Below are 18,675 nucleotides of genomic sequence, written 5' to 3'. Positions count from 1 at the left end.
TTGCGGGCAATGTCGGATCTCAGACGCGGTGCCCTGCCGCGATGATCTTGCGCAAGAAGATCTGCGTCCTCTCCTGCGTCGGATTGCGAAAAATGTCGCCGGGTTTGCCTTCCTCAACGATCCTGCCGCGATCGAAGAACAGCACGCGGTCGGCAAAGTCGTGGGCAAAGCCCATCTCGTGGGTGACGAGCAGCATCGTCATGTCGGTCTCGGAGGCGAGACGGCGCATGACGTTCAGCACCTCCTCGACCAGCTCCGGGTCGAGCGCCGAGGTCACCTCGTCGAACAGCATGATCTTCGGTGACAGCGCCAGCGCCCGGGCGATGGCGACGCGCTGCTTCTGCCCGCCGGAAAGCTGCGCCGGCACGCTTCTAGCCTTATCGGCGAGACCGACCATGTCGAGAAGCTCCATTGCCCGCTTTTCGGCTTGGGGCCGCTTGATGCCCTTGGTCAGCATCGGCGCCAGCGTCACATTGTCGAGCACGCATTTGTGCGGGAATAGATTGAAGTGCTGAAAGACCATGCCGATCTTCTCGCGCATGCGATGCAGATGCCGTTCATCGGCCGCCACCAGCCCGTTGCCATTCGGCATGTGATAGAGCTGCTCGCCATCGACCTCGATATGGCCGCCGCTGATCGTTTCGAGCGTCATCAGGATGCGCAGGATCGTCGTCTTGCCGGAGCCGGACGGCCCGATCAGCGCCAGTTTCTCGCCCGGCATGACATTCATCGACAGGCCGTCGAGCACGGTCAGCGGGCCGTATCTCTTGACGATGTTGTCGATGCGGATGATGGGCGCAGGCATTCATGTCTCTCCCTGTTGAGACAAGCAATGGCCTAACGATGACGGCGCTCGAAAATCATGTCAATTCGTAAAATAATATCATGACAATTATTCTGCGTCTGCCGGCAAATGAGGCGCCGGCCTCAAATTGCGAGCAGCAGCTCTTCGGGATTTCCCTGCGCCAGTGAGGCAACGATCCCCAGTCCCGTCCGCAGCTCGCCTTCCGTCGTCGAGCCGAGCGAGATGCGCACCGCCGGCGTCCAGCCGTGATCGGCGGTGCGGAAGGATTTGCCCGGCGCGATCGCCACGCCCCGCAGCCTTGCCTGCGACACGAAACCATCTTCCGTATGGTTGCCGGAAAGCGGCAGCCATACATGCAGGCTTTGCGGATGCGTTCGATAGAACAGGCCGGCCAGCATATCCGCGGCGATCGCATGGCGCCCGACAAGGGCGCGGCGCTGCCAGTTGACGAGTTCCATCGCCGTTCCGTCGCTGACCCAGCGGGTGGCGATTTCGGCCATCGCCGGTGTCGCCATCCAACTGGAGACCAGATGCCGGTTGGCAACGGCGGCGACATAGCGGTCAGGGGCAACGAGATAACCGATCCTGAGGCCGGGAACGGTGATCTTCGTGAAGCTCGTGACGTAGAGCGTGCGTTCCGGCGCGAAGGCGGCCATCGGTGGCGCGCGGTCCTCGACCATCGGGCCGAGAATGTCATTTTCGATGATTGCTATGTCGTGTTTGGCGGCAACGGCTGCCAGAGCTTGCCGGCGCTTGGCGCTCATCAGCGCCGCCATCGGATTGATCACCGACGGCTGCAGGAAGATCGCCCGGACCGGCCCCGTCCGGCAGGCTTCATCAAGCGCTTCGGGTATCATCCCCTCCTCGTCGATCGCCAGCCCCTCGAGATGCAGGCCGAGATAGCTGGAGAGCGGCACCAGCGTATGATGGCTGATCGCCTCGGTGGCAACGGTCGAACCGGGCGGGGCGACGCTCATCAGCGCCACCGTCATGCCCGAAGTCGCGCCATTCGTCACGCTGATGTTCAGCGGCGATACGTCGAGCCCGCAGCGCTCCAGCCATTCGGCAGCAACGGCACGATGGCGGGGAAAAACCATATTCGGCCGGAACGACAGGGCCGAGCTGGAAGGCAGATTCTCGGAGAGCCAGCCGAAGGCCTGGCGTAGCCTTTCCAGATGGATCTGCTCGCAGACCGGTTTCAGGATCGAAAGATCGATCACCTCCCCCAGCCGTTCCGGCAGGTAAGGCGGCTCCGGCTCGGGCGGCCGCGTCTGCACGAAGCTGCCGCGTCCGATCTCGCCCGATATCAGTCCGCGGCGGCTCAGCTCGTCATAAGCGCGGCTCACCGTCTGCACGGAAAGATGCAGATCATCCGCCAGCCTGCGATGCGGCGGCAATTGCGTGCCGTCGGAGAGCTTGCCGTCGGTGATCGCATTGGCGATCTGCTCGGCGAGCGAGAGATAGGCAGGGCGGCGGAGTTGCGAGGGATCGGGACGCCAATTTGTCATGATTTTAACACTGCTGAAAATCAGTTCAATTGACAATGCCAAAATGCGCTTCCATTGTCTTTTCACCGCGTTTGAAATGATTTCTTTCTAAAGAAAGCGCCATGAAGCTCGACGCCATCGACTTGCGCATCCTCGACGCCGTCCAGCACGACGGCCGCATTACCAAGCTGGCGCTGGCCGAAAAGGCAGGGCTGTCGCCGACGCCGTGCTGGATGCGGCTGCGCAAGCTCGAAAAGGCGGGGATCATTACCGGCTACCACGCCCGGATCGCCCCGCGGCGCATTGCGCCGGTGGCCAGCGTGATGATGGAAGTGACGCTCGCCAATCATCGCCAGGCCGATTTCGAGCGCTTCGAGCGCGCCGTTGCCGCAACTCCCGAGATCGTCGCCTGCTGGTCGGTCGGCGGCGGCGTCGACTATATCCTGAAAATCATGGCGGCCGATATCGACGCCTATCAGCGGCTGGTCGACGGCCTTCTCGACCGCCAACTCGGCATCGACCGCTACTTCACCTACATCGTCACCAAGACGGTGAAGGAGGATACAGTCCTTCCGGTCTCTTCCTTCGCCGTCTCCGGGGAAGAACAGAGCGCCTCCTAGACAATCTCTCTAGCAGGCGGCCGTCCTTTAGACCGTCTGTCTCTTTCCGCCTTCGGTAAAGGACAATCTCTCGTCGGCTCTTGTGGAAGACTTGCGTCAACCGCAACGAGGAGATTGGACATGACCGCCGTGTTTGCCCGCCCCGACTTTCATGATGCGCTGTCACGGCTTGCCGACCGTCATCTCCTGCGCGATCTCGCCTATGTCGGCGGCCGGTGGATCGCAGGGGCCACAGGCAAAAGCTTCGCTGTTGCCGATCCGGCCTCTTCGGCAACGCTGGCATGGGTTGCGAGCCTCGATGCTGAGGAGACGGCGATGGCGATCGATGCGGCGTCGCAGGCCTTTGCCGCTTGGCGCGCGATGCTGCCGCAGCACCGCGCGGCGATCCTGCAGAAATGGCACGCGTTGATGCTCGCCGCCAGGGAAGATCTGGCGCTGATCATGACGCTCGAACAGGGCAAGCCGCTTGCCGAAGCGCGCGGTGAGATCGACTACGCCGCCTCCTTCATCGAGTGGTATTCCGAAGAAGGCAAGCGGCTGAACGCCGAAAGCGTCACCAGCCATCTAGCCGGAGCGGAAATGATTGTCCGGCGCGAGGCGCTCGGGGTCGTCGGCATCGTCACGCCTTGGAATTTCCCTTCCGCCATGCTCACCCGTAAGGCGGCCGCAGCACTTGCCGCCGGCTGCACGGTCGTCGCCCACCCCTCCTCGGAAACGCCGCTTTCTGCCCTGGCGCTTGCCGAACTCGGCGAACGGGCCGGTATTCCCGCCGGCGTCTTTAACGTGGTCACCGGCCATGCTGCAACGATCGTCGGACGGATGTGCAGCGATAGCCGCCTGCGCGCCATGAGCTTCACGGGTTCGACCGAAGTTGGACGCCTGATCGCCGGCCAGTGCGCGCCGACCATGAAGCGGCTGGTAATGGAACTCGGCGGGCACGCGCCGCTGATTGTCTTCGACGATGCCGATGTCGCGAAAGCCGTCGAGATCGCCGTCGGTGCCAAGTTTGCCACGTCAGGCCAGGATTGCCTTGCCGCCAATCGCATTTTTGTCCAGCGGCGCATCGCCGATGTCTTCGCCACGGCTTTTACCGCGCGCATCGGCGCGCTGAAGGTCGGCGCAGGCATCGAAGCTGAAAGCGAAATCGGGCCGCTGATGCATGAACGCGCTGTCGTCAAGGTCGAGGACCAGGTTGCCGACGCCTTGGCGCGTGGCGCGCGGCTCGTTGCAGGCGGCAGCCGCCATAGAGCCGGCCCACTCTTTTATCAGCCGACGCTTTTGACGGATGTGCCGGCGGATGCGCTGATCATGCGCGAGGAGACTTTCGGGCCTGTGGCAGCACTTGCCATTTTCGATACGGAGGAAGAGGTCGTCGCCCGTGCCAACGACACCGAATATGGCCTGGTCGCCTATGTCGTCACCGAGAATGGCGCCCGCCAGATGCGCCTCGGCCGCGCGCTGGAATACGGCATGGTGGCGATCAATCGCGTGAAGATCACCGGCGGCCCCGTCCCCTTCGGCGGGTGGAAGCAGTCCGGCCTCGGCCGGGAAGGCTCCCGCCACGGGCTCGAGGCTTTCACCGAGCTCAAGTATCTCTGCATCGACACCGCCGCCTGAGCGCCCATTTCAAGAGAGGATAGGATATGCTCGAGAAAAGCAACGAACTCACCGCCTGGGACCGCGACCACTTCTTTCATCCCTCGACCCATATGGGCATGCATGCGCGTGGCGAGACGCCGACGCGGGTCGTCACCGGGGGCGAAGGTGTCTACATCACCGACACCAGCGGCCGCAAAAGCCTCGATGCCTTTGCCGGGCTTTATTGCGTCAATGTCGGCTACGGCCGCCAGGAGATCGCCGACGCCATCGCCGAACAGGCGAAGACCCTCGCCTACTACCACGCCTATGTCGGCCATGGTACGGAAGCGTCGATTACGCTTGCGAAAATGATTATCGACCGCGCGCCCGCGGGCATGAGCCGCGTCTATTTCGGCCTTTCCGGCTCGGATGCCAACGAGACCAACATCAAGCTGATCTGGTATTACAACAACATTCTCGGCCGGCCGGAAAAGAAGAAGATCATCTCGCGCTGGCGCGGCTATCACGGCTCCGGCGTCATGACCGGTAGCCTCACCGGTCTTGCGCTTTTCCACAATGCCTTCGACCTGCCGCGTACGCCCATCCTTCACACCGAGGCGCCCTATTATTTCCGCCGCCCTGACCGTTCGATGGACGAGGACCAGTTCTCGCAATATTGCGCCGACAGACTGGAGGAGATGATCCTCGCCGAAGGCCCCGATACCGTCGCCGCGTTCATCGGCGAACCGATCCTCGGCACCGGCGGCATCGTGCCGCCGCCGCGGGGCTACTGGCAGAAGATCCAGGCCGTGCTCGACAAATACGACATCCTGCTTGTTGCCGACGAAGTCGTCACCGGCTTCGGCCGTCTCGGCACCATGTTCGGCTCGGATCACTATGGCATGAAGCCGGACTTGATCACCATCGCCAAGGGCCTTACCTCGGCCTATGCTCCGCTTTCCGGCTCGATCGTTTCGACCAAGATTTGGCAGGTGCTGGTGCAGGGCTCCGATCAGCTCGGCGCAATCGGCCATGGCTGGACCTATTCCGCCCATCCGATCTGCGCTGCCGCAGGCATCGCCAATCTGGAATTGATCGACGAACTCGGCATCGTCGATAATGCCGGCACGACCGGCAGCTATTTCCGGTCGCAATTGCAGGAGGCGGTTGGCAGCCATCGGAATGTCGGCGAGGTCCGCGGCGACGGTCTGATGGCGGCAATCGAATTCGTCGAGGATAGGGACGATCGCCGGTTCTTCGATCCCGCCCGCAAGATCGGTCCGCAGGTCGCATCCGCCCTTCTCGAACGCGGCGTCATCGGCCGCGCCATGCCGCAGGGCGACATTCTCGGCTTCGCTCCACCGCTCTGCCTCAGCCGGGAAGAAGCAGACGTCGTCGTCAAGGCGGCTGCGGACGCGATCGAGAGTGTTTTCAAAACCAACTGAGGAGAAGAGCCGCATGACGATCCCGGAAAAGATGGCGGCGGTGTTGCTCACCGGCCATGGTGGCTTGGAAAAGCTCGTCTACGACAGGGACGTTCCTGTCCCAACACCGGCGGAGGGTGACGTGTTGATCCGAGTCACTGCCTGCGGCATGAACAATACCGACGTCTGGGTGCGCCAAGGCGCCTACGGCACAGAAGATGATCCCTCCGCCGTCTCCACCTGGCGCAGGCAGGGCAATACTCTGACATTTCCACGCATCCAGGGCACCGATACCGTCGGCCATATCGTCGGCGTCGGCGCGGGCGTTGATCCGAGACGCATCGGCGAACGCGTCATGGTCGACTTCTCGATCTATAATCGCGATGACGACAGTCTTGCCGACATCGATTACATGGGCCACGGGCGGGATGGCGGCTACGCCGAATATATGGCGCTTCCGGCCGAGAACGCCCATGTCGTCGCGACCGATCTGACCGATGTCGAGCTTGCTACCTTCTGCTGCGCCTATCTGACCGGCGAACGTATGCTGGAACGGGCAAGGCTTGTCGCCGGCGAGCGCGTTCTCGTCACCGGCGCTTCGGGCGGCGTCGGTTCAGCGATCATCCAGCTCGCCCGCGCCCGCGGCGCCATCCCGATCGCGGTCGCAGGCCCCGGCAAGGAGGCGGCGATGATCGACATCGGCGCCGAAGCGGTAGTGACCCGCAGCAAGGGCGATCTTGTCGAGGCCGTCCATTCCGCAAGTGGTGGCCAGCCGATCGACGTCGTCGCAGATCTGGTCGGCGGACCGCTGTTCAACGATCTCTTGAAGATCCTGCGTCCGGAAGGCCGCTACACGACGGCCGGCGCCATCGCCGGCCCGGTCGTGCAGCTCGATCTGCGGACGATATATCTGAAGCAGCTCGAGCTGCACGGATCGAGCCAGGGGAGTCGCGCCGATTTCCGCAGGCTCGTCGACTATATCGAAGGCCGCAAAATCCGGCCCCTCGTCGGCGGCGTCTATCCGCTGTCGGACTTCCACCGGGCGCAGACCGAATTCATGGCGAAAAACTTTGTAGGCAAACTGGTCGTCGTTCCCGACGCGAGATGATCTCCGTCGCACCGCACGAACCTTATCGGGTCTGCGGCGTTCCACCGCCATGGAAAACGCTTTCGATCGCACCGGGTACACGCAGCTTCGGACGATGGAAGGCGTCCCTGCCTTCGTGATGGAGGCGCAGCGATCCGTCGCTCGGCGGAGTCGCTGATGCCAGTTTCCCAGGCCATGAGATATCCCACCGCCGCCGAACTCGGCAGAATTCGCCGCGCCGCCGCGATCGCTCGGCTCATGGACACCGCAGTCAGGTTGCCTTTGGGCGTACGGATCGGTGCAGACTCGGTTCTCGGCCTCATCCCGGCCGTCGGTGACGTTGCCGGGTCGCTTATCGGTCTTTTCATCATCGACGAAGCAAGGCGCCTCGGCCTTCCCGCGCATAAGCTCGCCCGCATGGCGGTCAATCTCGGCGTCGACGCCGCCTGCGGCACGGTTCCGCTGATCGGCGATCTCTTTGACGTCTATTTCAAGTCGCACCGCCGGAACGTCGGGATCATCCTCGAGCATTTCGGCATCAGCGAAGACGAGCTGAACCAGCGCATTTGACGAGTTCGACCGCCCTCCGAAGAGCCTGCCTAAAGCTCCGTCAGGGCGCCGGCCGTCTTGACTGCGTGATCAAGAACAAATTGCAGCTTGGCGGCATGGCCGAAACCCGGCTCATCCCTCTCCCCTTTTTGCACGGCGTTCGCAAATCTCTGGAAATTGGTGATGACCGGCTCGACCTCGATCTTGCGCCAGATCGCCTTGTCGGCATCGGCGCCTTCACAGGCCCTGAGGGTGGAGCCTTCAGGCGTATGCACCACCTCCAGCGCCCCCTTGTCTCCATGCAAGCGCAGGCGCAATTCGTTCAGATGGCCTGTCGCCCAGCGCGTCGCATGAATGACACCGGCCGCCCCGTTTTCGAGTTCGGCCATCATCAGGAAGCTGTCATTTGCATCGAGTTCGTATTCTCCGATCCGGTTCCCAGGACTCTTGTCGAAAACCTTGAGATGCGACGCCGCCGCCTTGACGTCGCTTCCGGCGGCAAAAACCGCGAAGTCGAGAATGTGGATACCGACATCGCCCAGCACGCCATTGGAGCCGTGCTTTGTCGAGAGCCGCCAAAGCCATTGGGATTCTTTGGTCCAGTCGCCCCAGGCCTTGGAGACCAACCAGCTCTGCAGATACGAGGCTTCGAAGTGGCGGATCGCGCCGAGGCGGCCATCCAGTACCATCTTTCGCGCCGCCTGCAGCGGCGCCACGTTACGATAGGTAAGGTTTACCATCGCGACCTTGCCGGACGCCGCCGCGGCGTCGGCCATCTCCTTGGCCTCGCGGTAGTTGACGGCCAGGGGCTTCTCGCAGAGCACATGTTTGCCGGCGCCGAGTATCTTCATTGTCGTGGAATAATGCGCGCGATCCGGCGTCACATTGGTCACGGCGTCAAACTCCCCCCACGCAAGGGCGTCATCGAGCGATGTGAAGGTAAGCGGGATGCCATGCCTGAGCGCGAAGGCCCGAAGTCGGACCTCGTCGGTATCAACGGCAGCAACAATCTTGACGCCGGCGATTTCCGAGAAATTCATGGCATGGGTGTTTGCCCATCCTCCCGTTCCGAGAATGATCAAGCGCATTTGTGTCCTCATAGTCGTTTATCAAATTCAGCGGTAACCGGCTTCGCCGGCCTGGTGCAGTTTCGGGCCGCGTTCGACGATCGGCTCCAATGCCTTTTCCACGGGCACATTTGGAGCGTCGGTAATGCCAGTCAACGCGCCTTCAGGGTTGTAGGCCCACTTGACGCCGTTGATCAGCACCTTCTGCACCGTGGCGTCGTGATAGGTGGGATAGGTCTCGTGGCCCGGGCGGAAATAGAAGATGTTGCCGGCGCCGCGGCGCCAGGTCAGGCCCGAGCGGAACACTTCCCCGCCCTGGAACCAGGAGATGAACACCGTTTCAAGCGGCTCCGGCACCGAGAATTGCTCGCCATACATTTCCTCGTTCTCGAGCTCGAAATGCTCGCCGATGCCGGCGGCGATCGGATGGCGCGGGTTGATCGTCCACAGCCGCTCGCGCTCGCCCGCCTCGCGCCATTTCAGCGCGCAGGGGGTACCCATCAGCCGCTTGAAGATCTTGGAGAAATGGCCGGAATGCAGCACGAGAAGGCCCATGCCCTCCCAGACGCGCCTGGCGACACGTTCGACGACGACGTCTGAGACCGCACCGTGATCCTTGTGGCCCCACCAGGTCAAGACATCGGTTTCGGCAAGCCGGGCCTCGCTCAGCCCATGTTCCGGCTCCTGCAGCGTCGCCGTGGTCGCCGAGATGCCGGCATCGGTATTCAGCGCATTGGCGATCGTCGTATGCATGCCTTCAGGGTAGATGCCCCGGACGATCGCATTGGTATTCTCGTGGATGTTTTCACCCCACACAACGGTGCGTATAGTCACGTCTTTCTCCTTGTAGCTGAAGCGGATCGAGCCTGGGAAGGACATCGAGCCTGAAAGATCAGGCAGCCCGCATGGATTCACGTTCGAGCGCCCGGCCCGACCGGTCGAAACGGTGGATGTGACCGGCAAGTGGCGCGAGGCCAAGCGTTTGGCCCGGCTCATGTCGAGAGACGCCGGCCTCCCGCACGACAAGCGGTTCATCGGCCCCGATATCCAAGTAAACGAAGCTATCGGAACCGAGGATTTCGGAATGGATGACCGTGCCACTCCAAACCGGCGACTCCGCCGTGACGCGCACATGCTCTGCGCGCACACCGATCGTATGGCTGTGATAGGGCTGCGCCTGCCCGCCCGACAGGAAGTTCATTTTCGGCGAACCGATGAAACCGGCGACGAAGACCGAATTCGGGCTTTCGTAAAGTTCCAGCGGCGTGCCGATCTGCTCGACGACGCCGTCCCTCAACACGCAGATCCGATCGGCCAGCGTCATGGCCTCGACCTGATCATGCGTTACATAGATCATCGTCGTGCCGTGCATGCTGCGATGAAGCTTGGCGATCTCGAGCCTCGTCGCGACGCGAAGCGCCGCATCGAGGTTGGACAGCGGCTCGTCGAAGAGGAAAACCTTGGGATCGCGCACGATCGCCCGGCCGATGGCGACGCGCTGACGCTGTCCGCCGGAAAGCTGTCGCGGCAAGCGGTCCAGGAAGGACGAGAGCTGCAGCATACCGGCCGCCTGCTCAACGCGCCGGCGGCATTCGTCTCTGTTGCTCCCGGAAAGCTTCATGCCGAAAGCCATGTTGTCGAAGACCGTCATATGCGGGTAGAGCGCGTAGGACTGGAACACCATGGCGATCCCTCTCTTCGACGGCGCGTGCCGGTTTACCGTCTCACCGTCGAAAGCGAGGGTTCCCGAGGTGATGTCCTCGAGCCCGGAGATGAGCCGCAGCAGCGTGGACTTGCCACATCCAGACGGCCCCACGAACACCATGAACTCGCCCCTGCGGATCTCCATCGTCACACCCTTGATCACCTCGAAAGCGCCGAAGCTCTTGCGGATATTTTCCAATCGGATTTCTGCCATGTCCTACTCCCTCAACCCTTGACGCCGCCGGCGGTCAGCCCCGAAATGATCCGGCGCTGGAATATCAAAACAAGCACGACAACCGGCACGGTGACGATCACCGAAGCCGCCATGATGTTGCCCCAGGGAATTTCGAATTCGCTGTTGCCCGACAGCAGAGCGATGGCGACCGGCACGGTCCGCTGCGTATCGGAGGATGTGAACGTCAGCGCGAAAAGAAACTCGTTCCAGGCGGCGATGAAAGCGAGCAGACCGGTCGTCACCAGCGCCGGCCACATCAGCGGCATGAACACCTGGGTGACGATGACCCATGGCGAGGCGCCGTCGACGATCGCCGCCTCCTCGATCTCGATCGGCAATTCCCGCATGAAGGTCGTCAGCACCCAGACGGTGAAGGGCAGCGTGAAGATCACGTAGGAAAAGATCAGCGCGAAGGGCGTGTTGAAGACGCCGATCCATCGGATGAGTTCGAAGAGGCCGGCAAGAACAGCAATCTGCGGAAACATCGACACCGAAAGGATAGTCAGCATCAACAGTGCCCGTCCGCGAAAATTCACCCGGGCCAAAGCGAACGAAGCGGTGATCGAAAGCAACAGCGATGCTGACACCACGACGCAGGCGATCATCGCGGAATTTGCAAGACTGCGGACGAAGCTACCTTGGCCCATCACGGAAGCATAGTTGCCGAAGGAGATCGAGGTCGGCCAATAATCAACTTGGAAAAGGGCCGTGCCGGTCTTCAGGCTGGTGAGGATCGCATAGTAGAACGGGAAAACCGCAATGATGACGATGATCGTCACGAGCAGGTAGAAGAGTGTGTTCTTGGTGATCGAAAGCAGCATCAGCGTTCCTCCCCGCCGAGCTTGACGCGGCCGAGCCAGATATAGAAGACGGTGACGGACGCGATGATGAGGAAGAGCACCGTCGAGGCGGTGGCGCCATAGGCGAACTTATCGAAGTCGAACAGGTTCTCGCGCGCCATGACCGACATCGTCTTCGTCTGCGCATTGTTGGGCGTCAGAACATAGATCAGGTCGAAGATGCGCATCGCATCCAGCATCCGAAAAATCACGGCAACCATGATGGCAGGCCGGATCAGCGGCAGCGTCAGACGCCAGAAAACCTTGACTGGATTGACGCCGTCGATCTTGGCGGCCTCATAGATGTCTCCCGGCACCATCTGCAGCCCGGCAAGGATCAGAAGCGCCATGAACGGTGTCGTCTTCCAGACGTCGACGATCAACACGGCGATCATCGCCGTTTCGGGATTGGCGGTCCAGGCGATCTTCTCGCTGATCAGGCCGAAACCGAGCAGAACATCATTGAGAATGCCGAACTGGTCGTTGAGCATCCAGGCCCACATCTTGGCCGAAACGATGGTCGGGATCGCCCACGGAATGAGGATTGCGGCCCGAACGATTCCACGCCCAACGAACTGTGCGTTCAGCACCAGTGCGACGATCAGCCCGAGCATAGTCTCGATCGCGACGGAAAGGAGGGTGAATTTGGCCGTGTTCCAGACGGCATTCCACCAGACCGGATCGGCCAGCAACCCCCGATAGACGGTCCTTCCGCTCTTCAACGTCACCCACGACAGATAATTGGCAAAGCCGACGAATTGCGCATTGCCGAGGTCGTTGAGTGACGCATTGGTAAAGCTGAAATAGATGGTTCTGAAGAGTGGCCAGCCGGCGACGATTGCCAGGATCAACAGCGTCGGCGCCAGAAACACCCAGGCCGATCGAATGCGCTCGGATCGCAGTTCCGTAGAGGCTCTGAGGTTGGAAACCCTTTGTTCGACTGCTTGTGGAGCTACGATTTCAGTCATGAAACGCCTTCCCGTTTAGCGCTGCGGAGACTGGACCGACGACCTCTCGGCCGCCGGTCCCGCTACTCACCAGGCATCGCCCTTGAGGGTCGTCAGGTCGGCTTCGAGGAGCTCGAGGTTCTCGGCAGCCGAGCCGCTGCCGGACAGCGTGTTGTGCACGGCCGTCCAGAACTTCGAGGACACTTCGTTGTACTTTACCTTGGCAGTCGCCGAAGGACGCGGCACCGCATCCTGGAAAATGGGTTTCCAGTTCGGCATGAAGGGCTGTGCGGTGGCGACATCCTTGTCGTCATAAAGGTCGCTCAGTGTCGGCAGATTGGACAGCTCGATGGCGCGAGCCTTTTGCACATTCTTCGACGCCAGGAATTTCACGAGCGCGATGGCCGCTTCCTGTTTTTCGGAATATTTCGACACCGCCAGGTTCCAGCCGCCGAGTGTCGAGGATGGCTTGTCGCCGGCGGCCGCAACCGGCAGCGTCATCACGTCGAACTTGCCCTTGACGGCACTATCGGCTCCGTTGCCGAGGGAATAAGCATAGGGCCAGTTGCGCATGAAGACGGCGTTGCCGGTCTGCCAGACGCCGCGCGATTCTTCTTCCTGATAGGCGAGCACGCCGGGCGGCGAGATCGTGCCGATCCACCCCTTGGCGCGTTCGAGCGCTGCTGCCGCCTTGTCGTTGTTGATCGAGATCGTCCCGTCCGGCTCAACGATCTGGCCGCCCCCCGACGACTTCACCCATTCCAGCGCGTTGCAGGTCAGGCCCTCGTAGGAGTTGCCCTGGAAGACATAGCCCCAGAGGTCCTTCTGGCCCGCCTGGCGTTCCTTGTCCTGAATCTCCTTGGCGGTTGCGGCCATCTCGTCCCAGGTCTTCGGCGGCTGCTTGTCATATTTCTCGAGCAGGTCCTTTCGATAAAACAGCGCCGGAGCATCGGTAAATAACGGCAGCGCCACGAGCCGGCCGTTCACAGTCTGCGAGGCGATGATCGACGAGAAGAACTGGCCGGCCACGTCTTTGGTGGCCTCCTTCAGATCAATGAACTGATCGGCAAGCTGCGGCGCCCAGATGACATCGGTCTGATAGACGTCGATATCCTTGTTGCCTGCGGCAAGCCACAAGCGATATTGCGAGAACTGCTCGCTGCTCGATGACGGCATGGTGACGAGCTTCACCTGATTGCCGGTCTCCTTCTCAAAAATCGCAAGCTGCTTGTTCAGGAATTCGACGTTTTTCCCGGTGGTGTTCGCGGCAAACGAAATTTCTGCGGCGTGGATGGGGCCGGCCGCGATAGCGAGGCCAAGCGCGGACAAGGCCAGAGCAAACTGTTTCATAATCTCCTCCCAGAAATTGAAATCGATTTGGCAAACGAAACATTGCAGAAGGCTTTGATGACGTCAAGACACCAAAACCAGCTTCTGCTGGTTGTATTTGTATGATAATAATGGCCATGCTGCGCGGATAAGGGCGTAAATTCGGCATTTGCAGCCAAAACAGCAACGCCACATAATTGAAATCGGTTTCAATATGAACTGAAACGGCACTTGCCCGTTGCGCATCATCAACGCATCGTCCATTGATTTCCCAGCCAAAGAAGACATCGATGAAACTTCGCGAATTTGCAAAGCAGCTTGGGCTTTCTCCGACAACGGTCAGCCGTGCACTCAGCGGCTATCCGGAGGTGAGCGAAGCCACGCGCGCCCGGGTTGCAAGCGAAGCAATGCGGCTTGGCTATCGCCCCGATATCAATGCCGTGCGCCTGAAGACCGGGCGAGCCGGAGCGATCGGCGTCATGATGGGGCGTTCGGGAGAAATTCATTTCGCTGAATTCGTGTCAGGCATGGCGCAACGCCTGGAAACCACCGATACGGATATTCTCATCACACCGATTACCGCGCATAATGACGAGGACGAGATACAGGCCTACCGGCGCCTGGTCGAAAGCCGCCGGGTGGACGCCGTGATCATTCATTCGCCCCGCCCCAGGGACCCTCGGATCGAGATGCTGAACAGCTTGGGCGTGCCGTTTCTGGTCCACGGCCGCTCGGAGACCGATCACGTTCATGCGTGGCTCGATATCGACAATGAAAATGCCGTGCGCAGAGTGACCGAACACCTGCTCGATCTCGGGCACCGCCGCATTGCGATGATCAATGGGCTGCGGGGCAAGACCTATTCGATTCATCGAGAACAGGGTTTTCGGATCGCCCATCAGGAGCGTGGGCTCACCGCAGATCCCAACCTCATGGTCTGCGACAAATTCTCCGACGAGAGCGGCTTTCGCCATGCCCGCTCTTTTCTGGAGAGCGCCAATGCCCCGACCGCCATCGTTGCCGGTTCCACGATGACGGCGCTTGGTGTCTACCGCGCCGTCCGTTCGCTTGGAATGACGGTGGGGCAGGATGTTTCCGTCATCGCCCATGACGACGTCTTTCCCTATCTGACGGCTGAAAATATGGTCCCGTCGCTCTCGACCACACGATCCTCCATGCGTGCCGCGGGCACACGTTGCGCCGAGCTGACGCTACAGCTTATCGCCGGGCGCGCCGCGGACGAGATCCACGAATTGTGGCCGGTCGAGCTGATCCTGCGGGAAAGTACCGCGCCGCCGCGTTGACCGACCAACTTCCGATGCACGCGCGGCCTAGCAGCCGAAGTCCGTCAGCCGGCATCGCGCCGCACTCCACCATTTGCCCGCACCAGGGCCATCAGCATCGGGCCGATCGCAAATTCGCCTCTCTCGGTCCTCCGGGTGAGATCGCGGAGATAACCGCCGGGCGAATTGATGTGTCCGCCCCTTTCCAGAATGCAGGCGATCACCGTCGCGGCGTTTTCCGGCCCCATGCCGGCGCAGGCTTCTTCATAGGCCGAGGGGCTGACGCCGAGCATCGAGCGGACGACGACGGCAGCCGACGTCAGGTCGCGCCAATTGCCGATCGTTCCACCCGGCCCATAATCGAGAATCTGCGGGCAGGCCTGAAGAACCAGACCAAGCGGGAAGGATTTCAGCGTATGTCCCGCCGCCGGTTCAGCCGCGCCGGATTTCCTGCCGCTCATTGCGCCGGCAGATGTCGGATGTTTCAGCCTTTGCTCGTCTTGCGGCCCGGCGACAGGTCTATTGTCGGCCACCGGCTTCGCGCCCTGCTTCGTTTCGAAGCTTGGTTCAAGTTCAGATGTGGAGTTGGGATTTGAATTCTGTTTGTGGCGCTCAGTTTGAGACTCATTGGCGTCTATTTTTTGTGACTTTATATGTCTTTCCAGCAAGTTGACGGCTTCGTCGCGCAGCAGGGCCATCTCGTCCAGCAAGGAAGCCAATTCCTCGGGACCCGCCACCCGCGGAATCCTGCACACGAGATCGCGAAACATCAACGACATCTGCTCCCAGTCGCCGGGCACAGCCTCATCGAGCGCTGCTGCGATCAGCTTGGAAATATCGCGCCGGCATACGGTGAGGCGCTCCCTGGTCACCCGGATAAGTTCTCGGTCGGCAACCACCTCGGCGGCCAGGGCTTCGATCTCTGCCGCGCGCGCCAGCAGTGGCGCGACGCTGAAGCCGAAGGCCTCACCGATCTCTCCTTCCCTGTCGCGGCGCGCATAACGCTTTCCGTTCGGGCTGTCCTTGCGCAGGATCAGGCCAGCCTCGACCAGCACGGCAAGATGCCGCCGCAGCGTCGCCGGCGTCATACCCCGGGCGCGAAGCGAAAGCTGCGCATTCGAGGGAAAGACGATCAGGCCTTTCTCCTCGGAAATCTCGTCATCGGGATAGAAGGTCAGCAGCGCATCGAGCACCGTCAGCGCCCGATCGGTCACGCCAAGCGCCGGCCGCGCCTCGCAGATCGCCCTGAACAGTTTCCACTTGCTGCGTTTCATCCCCGGCTCGATCGTCTCGGCCAGTTGCTGGCTTGCCAGCATGCCGATCGACATCGGCCGCCGCCCAAAGGGCGTCGTCACATATCCACTCTCCATTTGCCTTCACCTTCGTTCAGGCAAAAGAAAACAGTCCACCACTTTGGTGCCTAAGACGCTTGACTGTGATTCGTGGAAATGCGATTCTCGATGTGCTTAAGATCTGAGAAGGGCTTCCACGACGGCGTCGTTGGGGGCCTTTTTCTTTTGCGCGCTACGCTCCTCTGTACTTTTTGAACTCCTGGAACAGGCCTTGCAGCCGCTCCTGGACGAATTGGTCGAACCCGGGCGCGGTCTTGCCGTCGAAGACGAAAGTGGCGCCGGACCCTGTCTTTTTGACCATTACCGGCACGCCGCTGATTTCTGATTTACTCGCCGCCGGCTTCGGTGCCGCAGCCTTCTTCGTTGCCAGAACGAATGCCCGGTGAAACCGCTCGTCACTCGAAATTCCGCGCGCGTCGTCCGCGGACAACTCCGCGATGATCTTATCGACATCGGCATTTTCCAGCCGCTCGCCGAGTTCCAGCCAGCGTCGGCGGCCAATATCAGGCGCAGCGCCGATGGCGTTGATGAGCGCCAGGGGCACCTGCCGTATCACGATCAGCATTCTCGACAGCGCCGCCTTGTCGACGCTCAGCGCCGCCATGATGACGTCGCGGGCAAAGCCGCGTTCCTCGAGCCGCGACGCGAAAAGCGCACGCTCGATATAGGAGAGATTGGTGCGGGCGCTGTTTTCCTGCCCCTGGCTGACGACCAGCTGGCCGTCGGTCAGGTCGCGGACGACCGCGCGCACCCTGATGCCGATCTCTCTCGTGGCCGCCAGGCGGCGATGGCCATAGGCGACCTGATAGCGGCCCCTGGCTTCCGGATGCGGACGCACGAGGATCGGAACCTGCTGCCCATGCTCGCGGATCTGCTCGACCAGCTCGGCGAGTTCAGCCGCATCGATCGCCAGGCGGTCGCTGACGAAGGAGCCGTCGATGAGCCCGGGATCGAGCTCGACGATCATCTGGCCGGCCGCAAGCTGCCGTTCCAACTCGCTCGCCCGCTCCATCTTCTCGGTAATGTTGCCGAGCGTCTTGGTGATGCCGCCGACCGGCCCGCCACTGCGCTCCTGCGGCACGAAGCCGGCAATCGGACGATTGTCGCGCGGCGCGACCGCTTCCACCCTTGCCGGACTCGGCGCGGAAATTTCGATGAGGTTCTTGCGCGCCATCCTATCTCCTTCCCCAGGTGGAGCGAATATGCGCTTCGATCTCACCATTCACGAGGTTCAGCGACTCCAGCGCGCGATCATAGGTTCCGCGTGTGAACTGCGAACGCTCGACTTCGTAGAGTGTCTGCTTGGTGACGCCGGCATCGGAAACGGCCGTCGATTTCACCATGGCGTTGTGGAGCATGCGATTGCCGAAGATCGCCCGCATGAAGCCGGTCATCTGGCTTTGCGGCCCGTCATTCGGCTCGAACCGCGTCACGAGATAGCGCATCCAGTCATAGCTGGTGCGCCCGCCGGCCTTCTCGACGACCGACATCAATTCACTCGTCATCGTCAGGAACTGCGACATCGACATGACGTCGAGCATCTGCGGGTGAACCGTAATCAGCACCGAGGTCGCGGCGCAGAGCGCCGACATCGTCAGGAAGCCGAGCTGCGGCGGGCAGTCGACGACGACGATGTCATAAAGGCTTTCGATATCGGTCAGCGCCTCGCCGATGCGGGCGAAGAACATCGTCTCCGCCGTGCCCGATGCCATGGCCTTCGGCGTCTCGTGCTCGAACTCCATGAGTTCGAGATTTCCGGGAATGAGATGCAGGTTCGGCGTATAGGTGGCGCGCACGATGTCGGCGATCGGGCGCGGATCGTCATAGCGGATCGCACCGTAGATCGTTTCGCCCTCGCCGACGTCGAACTCCGGCTGATGGCCAAACAAAGCAGACAGGGAGGCCTGCGGGTCGAGGTCGACGGCGAGTACGCGGTAGCCCCGGAGCGCCATGAACTGCGCGAAGTGGGCGGCGGTCGTGGTCTTGCCCGAGCCGCCCTTGAAATTCATCACGGAAACGATCTGGAGTTTTTCGCCCGGCCTGCGGGCCGGCACGTATTTCGGCGTCCCGTTCCGCTCGTCGAGGACCCGGCGGATCCGGTCCATGTCGGTTGCGCTATAGAGCCGGCGTCCGTTTGCCAGCGGATCCGGTCCATGGCCGTCAGCGGCCACCTGCCGGAGATAACCTTCGCCTATGCCGATGAAGGCCGCAGCCTCCGCCGGAGAAAATGTCCTGATCGTCTTTTGCGACAGAGGGGGAAAGATTTTGGCCTGATGCTGCTGAAGTTGATAGGATAACTCCTTCGCATCCGTTGCCAGAAGCGACGGAAGGTGCTCTTGATCATCTTGAAGAGCAAGACTCGGTTGCAT

The 18,675-nt window shown here is 61.5% G+C and carries 17 protein-coding genes; 6 read left to right on the top strand and 11 right to left on the bottom strand.

Annotation, left to right across the window (positions count from 1 at the left end; all coding sequences use genetic code 11):
• Positions 1 to 19 precede the first annotated feature (19 nt).
• Positions 20 to 805 (bottom strand): ectoine/hydroxyectoine ABC transporter ATP-binding protein EhuA, encoded by a 786-nt coding sequence (ehuA, locus tag NL154_RS22890; RefSeq protein WP_210631913.1) that lies wholly within the window; start codon positions 803 to 805, stop codon positions 20 to 22.
• 122 nt (positions 806 to 927) lie between these two features.
• Entirely contained in the window at positions 928 to 2,313 is a 1,386-nt protein-coding gene (locus NL154_RS22885; RefSeq protein ID WP_434734252.1) for a PLP-dependent aminotransferase family protein, read from the bottom strand.
• Between the two features lie 101 nt (positions 2,314 to 2,414).
• Between NL154_RS22885 and NL154_RS22880 the strand changes: the two genes are divergently transcribed.
• The 5 genes from NL154_RS22880 to NL154_RS22860 all read left to right on the top strand — a co-directional run bounded on the left by NL154_RS22880 (position 2,415) and on the right by NL154_RS22860 (position 7,571).
• Positions 2,415 to 2,912 carry an Lrp/AsnC family transcriptional regulator gene (locus tag NL154_RS22880; protein WP_210631911.1) on the top strand — a complete coding sequence of 166 codons (498 nt, stop codon included), beginning with the start codon at positions 2,415 to 2,417 and terminating at the stop codon, positions 2,910 to 2,912.
• A 120-nt stretch (positions 2,913 to 3,032) separates the two neighbouring features.
• A complete protein-coding gene (locus NL154_RS22875; RefSeq protein WP_434734251.1) occupies positions 3,033 to 4,529 on the top strand; it encodes an NAD-dependent succinate-semialdehyde dehydrogenase in 1,497 nt (498 codons plus the stop codon).
• A gap of 26 nt (positions 4,530 to 4,555) precedes the next feature.
• The gene (locus NL154_RS22870; RefSeq protein WP_221165073.1) at positions 4,556 to 5,935 is read left to right on the top strand and encodes an aspartate aminotransferase family protein; all 1,380 of its coding nucleotides are present in this window, start codon (positions 4,556 to 4,558) and stop codon (positions 5,933 to 5,935) included.
• A 13-nt stretch (positions 5,936 to 5,948) separates the two neighbouring features.
• Positions 5,949 to 7,022: an alcohol dehydrogenase family protein gene (locus NL154_RS22865; protein WP_434734250.1), complete on the top strand. Its 1,074-nt coding sequence runs from the start codon at positions 5,949 to 5,951 to the stop codon at positions 7,020 to 7,022.
• Positions 7,023 to 7,178: 156 nt separating this feature from the next.
• Positions 7,179 to 7,571, top strand: coding sequence for a DUF4112 domain-containing protein (locus tag NL154_RS22860; RefSeq protein ID WP_210631907.1), 393 nt, complete (start codon positions 7,179 to 7,181; stop codon positions 7,569 to 7,571).
• A 29-nt stretch (positions 7,572 to 7,600) separates the two neighbouring features.
• Here NL154_RS22860 and NL154_RS22855 read toward each other — a convergent pair whose 3' ends face one another.
• The 6 genes from NL154_RS22855 to NL154_RS22830 form a co-directional block, all read right to left on the bottom strand.
• The gene (locus NL154_RS22855; RefSeq protein ID WP_210631906.1) at positions 7,601 to 8,638 is read right to left on the bottom strand and encodes a Gfo/Idh/MocA family protein; all 1,038 of its coding nucleotides are present in this window, start codon (positions 8,636 to 8,638) and stop codon (positions 7,601 to 7,603) included.
• A 27-nt stretch (positions 8,639 to 8,665) separates the two neighbouring features.
• On the bottom strand, positions 8,666 to 9,451 hold the full coding sequence (locus NL154_RS22850) for a ThuA domain-containing protein (protein WP_210630182.1): 786 nt from the start codon (positions 9,449 to 9,451) through the stop codon (positions 8,666 to 8,668).
• A gap of 58 nt (positions 9,452 to 9,509) precedes the next feature.
• Positions 9,510 to 10,535, bottom strand: coding sequence for an ABC transporter ATP-binding protein (locus NL154_RS22845; protein WP_210631904.1), 1,026 nt, complete (start codon positions 10,533 to 10,535; stop codon positions 9,510 to 9,512).
• A gap of 11 nt (positions 10,536 to 10,546) precedes the next feature.
• On the bottom strand, positions 10,547 to 11,377 hold the full coding sequence (locus NL154_RS22840; protein ID WP_221147420.1) for a carbohydrate ABC transporter permease: 831 nt from the start codon (positions 11,375 to 11,377) through the stop codon (positions 10,547 to 10,549).
• The gene (locus NL154_RS22835) at positions 11,377 to 12,363 is read right to left on the bottom strand and encodes a carbohydrate ABC transporter permease (protein ID WP_221147419.1); all 987 of its coding nucleotides are present in this window, start codon (positions 12,361 to 12,363) and stop codon (positions 11,377 to 11,379) included. The genes NL154_RS22840 and NL154_RS22835 overlap by 1 nt, the downstream gene beginning before the upstream one ends.
• Positions 12,364 to 12,429: 66 nt before the next feature.
• Positions 12,430 to 13,692, bottom strand: coding sequence for an ABC transporter substrate-binding protein (locus NL154_RS22830; RefSeq protein WP_221147418.1), 1,263 nt, complete (start codon positions 13,690 to 13,692; stop codon positions 12,430 to 12,432).
• Between the two features lie 269 nt (positions 13,693 to 13,961).
• Here NL154_RS22830 and NL154_RS22825 point away from each other — a divergent pair, with 269 nt between their 5' ends.
• Complete coding sequence (locus NL154_RS22825) at positions 13,962 to 14,975, top strand: substrate-binding domain-containing protein (protein WP_210631900.1); 1,014 nt, start codon at positions 13,962 to 13,964, stop codon at positions 14,973 to 14,975.
• A gap of 44 nt (positions 14,976 to 15,019) precedes the next feature.
• On the opposite strand, the gene repC is transcribed toward NL154_RS22825, so the two are convergent.
• From repC to repA, 3 genes are all read right to left on the bottom strand, one after another.
• Entirely contained in the window at positions 15,020 to 16,324 is a 1,305-nt protein-coding gene (repC, locus tag NL154_RS22820) for a plasmid replication protein RepC (protein ID WP_434734249.1), read from the bottom strand.
• Between the two features lie 154 nt (positions 16,325 to 16,478).
• A complete protein-coding gene (gene repB / locus NL154_RS22815) occupies positions 16,479 to 17,480 on the bottom strand; it encodes a plasmid partitioning protein RepB (RefSeq protein WP_210631898.1) in 1,002 nt (333 codons plus the stop codon).
• Position 17,481: 1 nt separating this feature from the next.
• A complete protein-coding gene (gene repA, locus NL154_RS22810) occupies positions 17,482 to 18,675 on the bottom strand; it encodes a plasmid partitioning protein RepA (protein ID WP_434734248.1) in 1,194 nt (397 codons plus the stop codon).

Source organism: Rhizobium sp. YTUHZ044 (assembly GCF_051123975.1).
GTDB lineage: Bacteria > Pseudomonadota > Alphaproteobacteria > Rhizobiales > Rhizobiaceae > Rhizobium.
Note: the sequence above shows the minus strand (reverse complement) of the source record. Positions and strands in the feature narration are given on the sequence as shown.